Origin of the sequence: Pseudoalteromonas sp. Z9A4, assembly GCF_011378845.1 — a bacterium.
Lineage (GTDB): Bacteria > Pseudomonadota > Gammaproteobacteria > Enterobacterales > Alteromonadaceae > Pseudoalteromonas > Pseudoalteromonas arctica.
The window spans coordinates 39,534-51,348 of record NZ_WTLA01000002.1; the positions used below are offsets into that span (position 1 = coordinate 39,534).

The window sequence follows — 11,815 nt, forward strand, 5'->3', positions numbered from 1 at the left end:
ATTTATTTAGATAACAATGGAGTATAGCTATGGCCTGGAATGAACCGGGTAATAATGGCAATGACAAAGATCCGTGGAATAATAAAGGCGGACGTGATCAAGGCCCACCTGATTTAGACGAGGTGTTCCGCAAGTTTAGTAACAAGTTCGGCGGCTTATTTGGCGGGAAAAAATCCGGCAATGGTAGCGGCGGTGGACTTGGCGGAGCCGGTATTTCATTCATACTTATTATCGCCGTTATTGTATGGGCGTTAAGTGGTATTTATACGGTTAAAGAAGCCGAGCGTGGTGTGGTTCTTCAATTTGGTAAATATGACCGAATTGCTGATCCTGGTCTGCGTTGGAAAATGACGTTTATTGAAACGGTAATCCCAGTAGATATTGAAGCAGTTCGTTCATTATCGGCTTCTGGTTTTATGCTTACTGAAGACGAAAACGTAGTGAGCGTTGAGTTTCAGGTGCAATACCGTGTTATTGACCCATACCTTTATGAATTTAGCGTAACTAACGCTGATAGTAGCTTAGAAGAAGCACTAGATAGTGCACTACGTTACGTTGTGGGCCATGCAAAAATGGACCAAGTATTAACTAATGGCCGTGAGGTTGTTCGTCAAAATACATGGGATGAGCTTAATAAGATTATCGAACCATATAACTTAGGTTTAATTGTTACTGACGTGAACTTTAAAGACTCTCGTCCGCCAACTGAAGTTAAAGATGCATTTGATGATGCGATTGCTGCACAAGAAGATGAAGAACGTTTCATTCGTGAAGCAGAAGCATATGCTCGTGAAATTGAACCGCGTGCTCGTGGTCAAGTAACGCGTATGACTCAAGAAGCGGAAGGTTACCAAGAGCGTATTACATTAGAAGCACAAGGTGAAGTAGCTCGTTTTGAAAAGCTATTACCTGAATATCAAGCAGCTAAAGAAGTTACTCGTGAGCGCTTATACATTGATGCAATGGAAGAAGTGTTAGGGAGTAGTTCTAAAATATTGGTTGATGTTAAAGGCGGTAATAACATGCTTTATTTACCACTTGATAAGATCATGGATAAGCAAGGGACAGCAACACGTGTTGCACTTCCAAGCTCTAGTGATATTCAAGATTTACGTAATAAAGTAAATACGTCGCGCAATAGCTCTGTTAATAGTGGCAATGACCGCTTTAACAACGACCGCTTCAATGATGGGAGATAATCATAATGAAAAACTTTAGTTTAGTAATACTATTAGCTGCCATTGTTATGTCTTTCTCATCGGTATTTGTTGTACCTGAAGGGCAAAAAGCAATTGTAATGTTATTTAGTAAAGTACAAAAAGACAGCGACGATCAAGCGATTGTATATGGCCCAGGCCTACAATTTAAGGTGCCATTTTTTAGCCAAGTACGTCGCATTGATGCACGTATTCAAACGCTAGATGGTGCGCCGGATCGCTTTGTTACTAGTGAGAAAAAAGACTTAATTGTTGATTCGTTTGTAAAATGGCGTGTTAATGACTTTAGCGCTTTTTACTTACGTGCCCGTGGCGATAAGCAATATGCTGAAACGCTACTTAAACAAAAAGTAAATAATGGTCTTCGTACAAACTTTGGTACACGTACAATTCGCGAAATTGTATCGGGTGAGCGTAGCGAGTTGATGGAAGAAGCGTTAGTACAAGCTTCTGAAAGTGCACGTGAGCTTGGTATTGAGGTGCTAGACGTACGTGTTAAGCAAATTAACCTACCACAAGAAGTGAGTAGCTCTATTTACCAACGTATGCGCGCTGAGCGTACTGCTGTTGCAAAAGAGCATCGTTCTGAAGGTCAGGAAAAAGCCGAGACTATTCGTGCGGGTGTTGACCGTCGTGTAACAGTAATGCTTGCCGATGCAGAGCGTAATGCGCGTTCTGTACGTGGTCAAGGCGATGCTGATGCCGCAGGCATCTATGCAAGCGCGTATAACAAAGACCCTGAGTTCTTTAGTTTTGTGCGTTCGCTTGAGGCTTACAAAAAGACTTTTAAAAATAAGCAAGACGTTATGGTGCTTTCACCAGATAGCGACTTCTTCCAATATATGAAAGGCGCTAAAGCTCAATAGGCTTTACGTTAATTATTTAGAAGTTAAAAAGCCTCGCATTTGCGGGGCTTTTTGTTAAACACAGTCTAGTGCTTTAAATCACTGTTATTTATGTGGTTATTAGCTAATATTTGGATATAACAAATGCGCGCAGAAAAAATAAGCTGAACAGGGGTGATCTTTACTTTAGTTTTCTGGTAAAATCTCGTCCTAATTTTCTCTAAGTGAATTTACGATGGGTAAAAACGTTGTTGTATTAGGCACCCAATGGGGTGACGAAGGAAAGGGTAAGGTAGTTGATCTCCTTACAGACAAAGCATCTTTAGTAGTTCGTTATCAAGGTGGCCACAATGCGGGTCATACTTTAGTTATCGAAGGTGAAAAGACGGTTCTACACCTTATTCCATCGGGTGTATTACGTGACAATGTTAAATGTGTGATTGGTAATGGTGTAGTTTTATCACCAGAAGCGCTAATGAGAGAAATTGGCATGCTTGAAGAACGCGGCGTACCAGTACGTGAGCGTCTTTTAATAAGTGAAGCATGTCCGCTAATCTTGCCTTTCCATGTTGCATTAGATGTAGCCCGCGAAACTGCTCGTGGCGATAAGCCAATTGGTACAACTGGCCGTGGTATCGGTCCTGCGTACGAAGATAAAGTGGCTCGCCGTGGTTTACGCGTAGGCGATTTATTTAATCCTGAATTATTTGCAGCTAAATTAAAAGAAGTTCTTGAATACCATAACTTCACTTTAGTTAACTACTACAAAGTAGACGCTGTAGATTTCCAAAAAACGTTTGATGATGCAATGGCTGTTGCTGATATCTTAAAAGCAATGGTTGTAGATGTAACTGAGCTTTTAGATCAAACGCGTTTAGCAGGCGAAAACATTTTATTTGAAGGTGCACAAGGTACGTTACTTGATATCGATCACGGTACTTACCCTTATGTAACATCTTCAAATACTACAGCTGGTGGCGTTGCGACTGGTGCAGGTTTTGGTCCATTAAACCTTGATTACGTTTTAGGTATTATTAAAGCGTACACTACACGTGTTGGTTCAGGTCCTTTCCCTACAGAGCTTTACGACGGTCTTGGGAAACAAGATCCAGTTGGTAAGCACTTAGGTGATAAAGGCCATGAGTTTGGCGCTACAACAGGTCGACTTCGTCGTACTGGTTGGTTAGATGCAGTGGCTATGCGCCGTGCGGTTCAAATCAACAGTATTTCAGGTTTTTGTTTAACTAAGCTTGATGTTTTAGACGGCTTAGAAACGCTTAAAATCTGTATTGGTTACAAGCTTGAAGATGGCACAGTTACTAACGTAACACCATTAGCAGCTGAAGGTTACGATAAAGTAACGCCAGTATACGAAGAAATGCCAGGTTGGTCAGAAAACACTGTTGGTGTAACGAGTCTTGACGGTTTACCAAAAGCTGCGATTGACTACATCAAGCGTATTGAAGAAATTACGGGTGTTCCAATTGATATTATTTCTACAGGTCCAGACCGCGTAGAAACTATGGTACTTCGCAACCCGTTTGCGTAATTACCATTAGATTAAAAAAAGCTGCCTAGTGCAGCTTTTTTTGTATCTAAAATTCACCTTGGAACGATCTTTGTATATATTTTAATAAGTTTATTTTTATAAGTGGTGAGCATGCGTTTATTTTACCGTAATTGCGTATTAAGGCTTTCGTTAATTCCGCTGTCTTTATTTATAGCAACCAACAGCTTAGCTACAGAAAGCCCTGCTGCTGTACCGCTGTATACAGAATCTGAGCTAATTGCGTTAATAAATAAAAATACGCATTTAGCGCGGGTAAAGGCAGATGATTGCCAGTTAGTGCAAGATATAGAAGCACGAGCCAATAAAATGGCATTGCCGTCTTATCAATTTTTATACGGCGATATGCTGGCTTATAACGTGTGCGTGGATCGTAATGTAGAGTTAGGTGTGTATTACATGCGAAAAGCGGCTGAACAAGGCTTAGCGGCAGCGCTAGAGCAGTTAGGGCGTTACTACGACACCGGGCGTTTAGTTCAGCAAGATAAAGCAATGGCAATTACGTATTTGCGTGAAGCGTCGTCGCAAGGCAATTTAAAAGCACAACTACGTTTGGTTAAATTATTTAATGATGGCTATGGCAGCCCGCGTGATTTTGAAGATGCATACCGTTGGCTATTTAATTCTATGGTCGCAGATAAAGCGACTCATAAAAAAATTGAGCGAGCGCTGACTAAGTTAGCGCAAAAAATGCCAGATAGTGTGGTTGCGCGAGCTCGCCTTCCTATTTAATGGCTCTTAAAAAACAAAACCCTAACTTTTTAAGTTAGGGTTTTTCAGTTTTTACAGGTAATAAAAGTGTTTAACTTTCTTCTTTAGCCTTTGTTTGCGGGTCTTTTAAGACCGACATTTTAGGCGGCTGTAATGCAACAACACGCTCGCCTTCTTGCGGCGGTTTTTCCATGTTGATTGTAAACGGTCTTAGCTTAATTGGCGTATCGTCGTCGCTGTCTTTATCACCTTTAAGAATAAACAAAGGGATAGCCTCAGGGTTCATTTCTAGGTATTGCTCCCAGCTAAACTCATCCGAGATACGTGTTGAACTAACCTTACCGCCTTTAGCTATGATACTGCTCAAACGTGCGTATGAGCCTTCGTCGCCAAACAATATTTGTCTAGATAAAAACGTTGCACTGTCTTTATTTGCTTTAGCATGCGACGTTGATGAGCGAAGCGAAAATACATTTTTTTCATTAAGTAAATGCGAAAAGTATTGAACGCCTAGCGCATTATGATGACGGTTTGGCGATAGCGCTAAGACACTGCGAATAGTTGTTAGAGGTAAGTAGCGTTCAGCATGCTCTGATTGCGGGTTACCATAATAACAAGCTAAGCCATCCATACGTGCCATTCTGCAGTTTTCCCATGCAGGATCTGAAAGGTGAACCGGAATATTCTGCTCTTGTAAGCCACGTCCAATTGCACGCGATACATGGTTTGCACCAATAATTAATATTGTGTTTGGCGATGGTTGGCGTACACCTAATAGCTTGGCAACAGGGATGGCTGTTAAGCTTTGCAGCACAACCGTAATGATGATCACCGTAAATATAAGTGGCACCATCTTTTCAGCATCAGCAACGCCAGCTTCCATCATACTTAGTGCAAATACCGACCCAACGGCTGCGGCAACTATACCGCGTGGAGCAATCCAGGCAAGTACCAAGCGAGACTTCATTGGTAAGTCAGTACCAAAGGTCGAAATAGCAATACACAGTGGGCGTGCAACAAAAAGCACAATAGCTAAAAATATAAATACATCGCTGTCGAGCATCATCAAATCAGAAAGCTGTAAACGTGCTGCAAGTAAAATAAACAGCGTTGATATTAATATCATCGACAAGTCTTCTTTAAACTCAAGTACAGAATCTATTTCTAAATCGTCTTGGTTCGCAAGCCAAATACCAAATACAGTTACTGCTAATAAGCCTGATTCATGGCTTAAATAGTTTGATACAGAAAAACTAATAAGGACTAGTGCTAAAATTCCAAACTTATGTAATTCAAATGGCAGCCACTCGCGACGCATTAATAGGGTTGTTAGCCAACCTGCAGCAACACCAATACTTAAACCAACACCCAGGGTTTTAACTAAAGCAATAATAGTATGACTAAATACTTCGCCTTGGCCTACAAGCATTACAGCTTCAAATACCAATACAGCAAATAATGCGCCAATTGGGTCTATTACAATACCTTCCCAGCGAAGTATGCGGTCTATGTCTTGTGTTGGACGCATTGAGTTTAATAGCGGTGCTATAACGGTAGGGCCAGTAACAACGAGTACTGCGCCTAGTACCGCAGCAACACGCCAATTGAGCTCAAGCAACCAGTAGGCGCTTAAGCTAATAATAATGCAGGTAGTAAGCATACCGATTGAGCAGAGATTCCTTACAACTTTTCCTATCCCTTTTAATTCTCTGAAATGCAGAGTTAAGGAACCTTCAAATAAAATGATGGCAACGCTTAGTGATACTACCGGAAACAGTAAATCACCTAAAAGTGCATCAGGGTCTAAAACACCACTAAATGGTCCAAGTAAAAGACCAGTAAGCAATAAAAAAAGAATAGCGGGTACTCTAAAAGCCCACGCGACCCATTGGGCAAGCACAGAGCAAAGTGCGATACCGGCTATGTAAATTGCTGACATAGATTAAGAATTCCTTATTTATGACGATATGTTTAGAAAGTATAACTTTTGTTAATTATTAATACAGGGGTATACACCGGAAACTGAAATATTACTAATCAATTTTAGCTGCTTATAAAAGATTAGTAGGCTTAAATTATTTAGCGAGAACTTAGCCAGCTTATTTTAAAGTGTATTAATTGTTTAATTTATTGAATTTTAATAACAATATAAAGGGTATGAGTGTTTCGTATTAACTTAGTTCGAATTCTAACCTTGATTTTAAAGGGGTATTTGGTGTATTATACTTCGTGTTCTAATAATTAGTCATCTAACCAAGTTTATTGAAGATAAAACAGGCTTGTTAATCTTAACGTCATTTTTAATCTTTATAATCATGAGTTAGTAATGTTTCTAGTATTTGAGCATTACAAAATATCATTTGCCGAATTCTTGGTATGGTTTTGCCGAACAAGTTTATTTAATTATTTAAGTAAATAAAGGTTTGAGTTGAACTATTACTTTCAATATTTAGCCCCTCATCGTGGCGGTTAAATCTCGGTCCTTTGGTCTTCACCCTATCTGTTGGTGTATCAGACTTTAGAGGCTCTATGTATGTTGTTAATAAAAAAGCCACACACAGCTTTTTACAGCGATGCATAAACAACACTTTTAAATTTTTTGATTAGTGCTGCTCAATATTATTGGGTTGTTGCTACTTTATACTTAACCTCAAATCTAAACTTCTTGTTTTAGATATGGCTTTTGCGTGTGTGTAAAAAAGTGTTGCCTAAATGACAAGACAAATTCGAAGCTATGTTTTATACCTAGCTACCTAGTTTTAGCTTATCGAGTAAAGATGAGCGCAGATAAAATGGAAAGTTGAGCTCTTATGCAAAAGTTAAATTGGCGACGTATCGTACTTAAAGTAGGTAGTGCTTTAATTGCACCAGATCAAGATGGCTGTCGTTCACGCTACTTACTAACTATCGCACAGTTTATTGTTCGTTGTCGTGCCCGTGGTATTGAAGTTATTTTAGTTTCATCGGGTTCTGTAGCAGCAGGCGCACACTTATTCCCATCGGATAAGCCACGAACTGTTGTTATGAAAAAAGCAATGGCGGCAGCAGGTCAAACTGAAATGATGGCAATGTGGGATCGATTTTTTGATTTCCCTTCAGCGCAATTATTACTAACACATGGTGATTTACGTGACCATGACCGCTATCAGAGTATTCGCGAAACTGTATTTACCTTACTAGAGCACGGTGTATTACCTATTATTAATGAAAATGATGCTGTAACGACCGATGATCTAAAAGTAGGTGACAACGATAATTTATCAGCGATGGTAGCAGCTGCGGCAGATGCAGATGCATTATTAATATTTTCAGATGTTGATGGCTTATACGATAAAAATCCAAATTTACATGATGATGCAGTTCTATTGCCTGAAATAAAATCAATTGATGAATCTATTTATGCTATGGCAGGATGTGCTACAAGTTCAGTAGGCACGGGCGGTATGAAAACCAAAATAGAAGCGGCAGAAAAAGCGACTTCACATGGTATCGCAACGTATATTATAAATGGTTTTAAAGAAGAAACATTTACACAGCTATTAGCAGGTGAGAACCCTGGTAGCATATTTTTACCTTACGAAAAACCAATGCAAGATTCTGTTCATTGGATGACACACACAGCAAACGAGCAAGGCGAAGTTGTTGTTGATGGATCATTCGATGAATCATTAGAAGGTGAAACTGGCTGTATTCGCGGCGATGAAATAATGGAAGTGCACGGCGAGTTTGCCGTTGGTGATACTATTTTAGTTCGTAGTGAAGATGGCACTCGGTTAGCGAAAGCGACCGCAAATTATAGTAGTTGTTTGTTGAACTTTATTGCAGACAACGAACAAAGTGAATTCAGTGAGAAAATGCAGGATTCAATTGGACCTGTAATATCTGAGAAATATATCGCATTATTGGAGAAGTCATGAGCTTAATTACAGACATTTCACGTCAGGCAGCTAAAGCTGCATTAACACTTGCTTTACTCGATACCGAGACAAAAGATCAAGTATTAACAGAGATTGCAGCAGCACTTAGAGCTCAAAAAGCATTTATAATCAAAGAAAACGAAAGTGACCTAAGCGCAGCGCGCGATAATAATTTAGCAGCCTCAATGATCGACCGCTTAACGCTAAACGATGAACGTATTGAAGCTATGGCAGAAGGCATTGAAGTAATCGTAAGCCTAGATGATCCTGTTGGTCAGCTACGTGATATCACAGAGCGTCCAAATGGCATTAAAATTCGTAAAATGCGCGTACCTCTTGGCGTTGTATGTATGATTTACGAAGCACGCCCAAATGTAACAGCAGACGCTGGCGCATTATGTTTTAAATCAGGTAATGGCGTAATTTTACGTGGCGGTAAAGAAGCACTTAAAAGTTCGCAAGCTATCGCAAGTGTAATGCACAGCGTACTTGAAAAGCATAACTTACCAGTATCACTTATTTCAGTAATTCCAGATCCAGATCGTGCACTATTAATGGAATTAATGCAGCAACGTGAAAGCATTGACTTAATAATTCCACGTGGCGGTGAAGGCTTAATTAACTTTGTAACTGAAAACAGTACGATCCCAGTAATTCAGCATTACAAAGGTGTTTGTCATCTATATGTAGATAAAGATGCAGATCTAGAAATTGCGCTTAACTTACTACTTAACGGAAAAACACAACGTACGGGTGTTTGTAATGCACTAGAGGGCTTAGTAGTTCATCAAGATGTTGCAGATGAGTTTTTAAATCTGTGCGCAGTTGTATTACGCCAAGAAGGTGTAAAAATAAATGCCGACAGCCTTGCAGCTAAATACTTCGATAATGCAACTGTTTTAGCCGATAACGAATTTGGTGAAGAATATCTAGACCTAGAAATCGCTATTCGCGTTGTTCCAAGCTTTACAGCAGCGGTTGAACACATTGCGCAGTTTGGATCAAACCACACTGAAGTAATTTGCACTAAAAATGAAGCCGCTGCAGAGTTATTCCAGCGTAGTGTAGATGCTTCTGTAGTGATGGTTAATACATCATCTCGTTTCTCTGATGGCTCACAACTGGGTTTAGGTGCAGAAATTGGTATAGCAACCTCTAAGCTTCATGCGTACGGTCCAATGGGGCTTGAGTCACTGACTACTGAAAAGTATTTAGTTAATGGAGTAGGCCAAGTTCGCGAGTAACCGCAAACTTAGGTTCATAAAAAGCCGAGCATATTCATGCTCGGCTTTTTAGTTTATAAATTACGCTAGGGCTACGTCAGCTTTTTAAGCCAATCGCTTGCAGGTTCAGGTCTATGTAAATAATAGCCTTGAAGAATAACTTCTGGATATTCCTGCAATAAATCAAAGTGGGACTGGTTCTCTACGCCTTCAGCTACAACCTCTAATTCGAATAAGCGACCTAAGCTTACAATCATATCAATAATTAATTTATCGTTATTATCAGTCGGTGCTTCTAAAACAAAAGAACGGTCAATTTTTAGTTCTTGTATTGGTAATTGTTTTAGATAAGTTAAGCTCGAATATCCAGTACCGAAGTCATCAATTGATACTCTTACACCTAACTTTTTAAGAAGGTGAACAGCACTAATTGCTGCTTCCATATGATTAAGTAAAGTACCTTCAATAATCTCAATAGTCAGCTGTTGAGGATTAATGCTATGCAGTTCTATTTGTTGGCTGATGAAGTTTAAAAACCGAGGTTCATGAAAATGTCTGCCACTTATATTAATTGATAGGTTTAACTCAGGGTGAGTTTTACTAAGTTGCGTTAATATTTCAAGTGCATTTGAAGTTACCCAGCAATCTAAGTCATAAATAATATCAGACTCTTCTGCAATCGGTATAAACTCTCCAGGACTAATAAAGCCTTTTTGAGGATGTTCCCACCTTAATAAAACCTCTGCACCTTTAAGCGTTTGATTTCTGTCAAATTGAGATTGCAAATAAAGGGAAAGTTCATTTTGAGTAATTGCTTTACGCAAATCTTGCTCTATTTCAAAACGGCGTTTTGCTTGCTCGCCAAATGAAGTATCAAAAAAGGTAATTCTGTTACCGCCTTTCTCTTTTGCTTTATAGCAAGCAGCCTCACAGTTTCGGATGGTTTCTATAGCGCTTTCCCATTGATCTTCTCGAGGGAAAATATACGTACCAATACTTACAGTTAAACTTACTTCTTGTTCATCAACGAAGAAAGGCTGATTTACGGCAATCAATAACTCTTGAGCTTTTCGCTCTGCAATAGCTTGAGCCCTAACTCGGCCAATACCTTTATCAAGTGTGCACAACGCTGTAAATTCATCACTGCCTAGGCGTGCAATGACATCTTTTTTATCAAGATGAGAATGAATACGTTTGGTAAGCTTTTTAAGTATTTTATCTCCGGCAAGTAAACCCAATCCATCATTAATTGAGCGAAAGCTATCAATATCAATAATATAAATATAAGCGTAACTTTTTTCTGCCGTGCAGATCTGAAGCCGTTGCTCTAATTGTTTTAAAAATCCGTTACGATTAGGTAGGCCGGTAAGTTCATCATGCCATGTTAGGTAATCTATTCGCTCTTGAGTAACCTTTAAACTAGATATATCGCTAAATACACCAATGTAATGAACGTTTGTATCTTGTTCGCTTTTAACCATACTCAGTGTTAGTAACTCGGGATAAAGCTCGCCATTTTTACGTCTAGTGACTAGCTCTCCACTCCAGTAGCCTGCTTTATTTGCATGATTCCATACTTGATCAAAACTAATGCTTGGGTGGTTATTTTGCTTTATATCATGTAATTGCATCTGCAGAGAATCAGCCTCACAATAACCAGTAATACGGCAGAATGAGGGGTTTACAGCAATTATTTTACCATTACTGTCTGTAATAACCACGCCATCTGCTGTACCAGTTAAAGCTTGATAAAATAACTTTTGCTTTGATGAAAGCTGCTTTAACTCTTCTTCACGTTGACTTAATTCTAGTGCTAGAGATTCAATTTCGAGGAGCTTATCGTGCAGGTCAAAGTTTTTTTCTATTAATCTATCAAGCATTCCTTGCGCCGTTATGTGGGTGCGAATACGAGCTCTAACTAATGCCAATTTATAAGGCTTGTGTATGTAATCAATTGCGCCCATAGCAAAGCCTTTTTCTTCCGACTCTTCCTCGGTAAGCGCAGTAACAAATATGACGGGGATCCCTTTAGTATTTTGTTTCGCTTTAAGTATATTGCATACTTCGTAGCCGTCCATGCCGGGCATCATTATGTCTAATAAAATCAAGTCAGGCCGAGTTGACTCAATAAAGATCAAAGCCTGCTCACCACTAGTAGAAATACGTACATCGTAATCAGTTAAAAGTCCTTCTACTAATACGTGTAAATTACTAGGTTCGTCATCAACAATAAGAATTAAAGGTTTATGTTTTTGAGCTGTTATTAATCCTGTATTGTTAGCGAGATAATTTGAATGCACTATGTATCCTTTTTTGCGTTCTTTACAATATTAAA

General features: G+C 39.3%; 8 protein-coding genes. 6 read left to right on the forward strand and 2 right to left on the reverse strand.

The genetic code is table 11. From position 1 onward, the window contains the following. Window positions 1-29: 29 nt before the first annotated feature. The 4 genes from hflK (at window position 30) to GQR54_RS01845 (ending at window position 4,361) form a co-directional block, all read left to right on the forward strand. The gene (gene hflK, locus GQR54_RS01830; protein WP_010554352.1) at window positions 30-1,199 is read left to right on the forward strand and encodes an FtsH protease activity modulator HflK; all 1,170 of its coding nucleotides are present in this window, start codon (window positions 30-32) and stop codon (window positions 1,197-1,199) included. Window positions 1,200-1,204: 5 nt separating this feature from the next. Continuing rightward, window positions 1,205-2,083, forward strand: a complete 879-nt coding sequence (gene hflC / locus GQR54_RS01835; RefSeq protein ID WP_010554353.1) for a protease modulator HflC — start codon at window positions 1,205-1,207, stop codon at window positions 2,081-2,083. Window positions 2,084-2,297: 214 nt separating this feature from the next. Beyond that, complete coding sequence (locus GQR54_RS01840) at window positions 2,298-3,611, forward strand: adenylosuccinate synthase (RefSeq protein WP_166376369.1); 1,314 nt, start codon at window positions 2,298-2,300, stop codon at window positions 3,609-3,611. A gap of 111 nt (window positions 3,612-3,722) precedes the next feature. Next, complete coding sequence (locus GQR54_RS01845; protein ID WP_007586412.1) at window positions 3,723-4,361, forward strand: SEL1-like repeat protein; 639 nt, start codon at window positions 3,723-3,725, stop codon at window positions 4,359-4,361. A gap of 70 nt (window positions 4,362-4,431) precedes the next feature. On the opposite strand, the gene GQR54_RS01850 is transcribed toward GQR54_RS01845, so the two are convergent. Continuing rightward, a complete protein-coding gene (locus tag GQR54_RS01850; protein ID WP_007586413.1) occupies window positions 4,432-6,279 on the reverse strand; it encodes a sodium:proton antiporter in 1,848 nt (615 codons plus the stop codon). Between the two features lie 871 nt (window positions 6,280-7,150). Here GQR54_RS01850 and proB point away from each other — a divergent pair. Further along, window positions 7,151-8,257 carry a glutamate 5-kinase gene (gene proB, locus GQR54_RS01855; protein ID WP_024610440.1) on the forward strand — a complete coding sequence of 369 codons (1,107 nt, stop codon included), beginning with the start codon at window positions 7,151-7,153 and terminating at the stop codon, window positions 8,255-8,257. Then, on the forward strand, window positions 8,254-9,501 hold the full coding sequence (locus GQR54_RS01860; protein WP_166376370.1) for a glutamate-5-semialdehyde dehydrogenase: 1,248 nt from the start codon (window positions 8,254-8,256) through the stop codon (window positions 9,499-9,501). The genes proB and GQR54_RS01860 overlap by 4 nt, the downstream gene beginning before the upstream one ends. 71 nt (window positions 9,502-9,572) lie before the next feature. Here GQR54_RS01860 and GQR54_RS01865 read toward each other — a convergent pair whose 3' ends face one another. Further along, window positions 9,573-11,780: an EAL domain-containing protein gene (locus GQR54_RS01865; RefSeq protein WP_166376371.1), complete on the reverse strand. Its 2,208-nt coding sequence runs from the start codon at window positions 11,778-11,780 to the stop codon at window positions 9,573-9,575. Between the last annotated feature and the right edge of the window lie 35 nt (window positions 11,781-11,815).

Coding starts and splice junctions, on each gene's coding strand:
- hflK (WP_010554352.1), top strand. CDS start 30: ATGGCCTGGAATGAACCGGGTAATAATGGCAATGACAAAGATCCGTGG.
- hflC (WP_010554353.1), top strand. CDS start 1,205: ATGAAAAACTTTAGTTTAGTAATACTATTAGCTGCCATTGTTATGTCT.
- GQR54_RS01840 (WP_166376369.1), top strand. CDS start 2,298: ATGGGTAAAAACGTTGTTGTATTAGGCACCCAATGGGGTGACGAAGGA.
- GQR54_RS01845 (WP_007586412.1), top strand. CDS start 3,723: ATGCGTTTATTTTACCGTAATTGCGTATTAAGGCTTTCGTTAATTCCG.
- GQR54_RS01850 (WP_007586413.1), bottom strand. CDS start 6,279: ATGTCAGCAATTTACATAGCCGGTATCGCACTTTGCTCTGTGCTTGCC.
- proB (WP_024610440.1), top strand. CDS start 7,151: ATGCAAAAGTTAAATTGGCGACGTATCGTACTTAAAGTAGGTAGTGCT.
- GQR54_RS01860 (WP_166376370.1), top strand. CDS start 8,254: ATGAGCTTAATTACAGACATTTCACGTCAGGCAGCTAAAGCTGCATTA.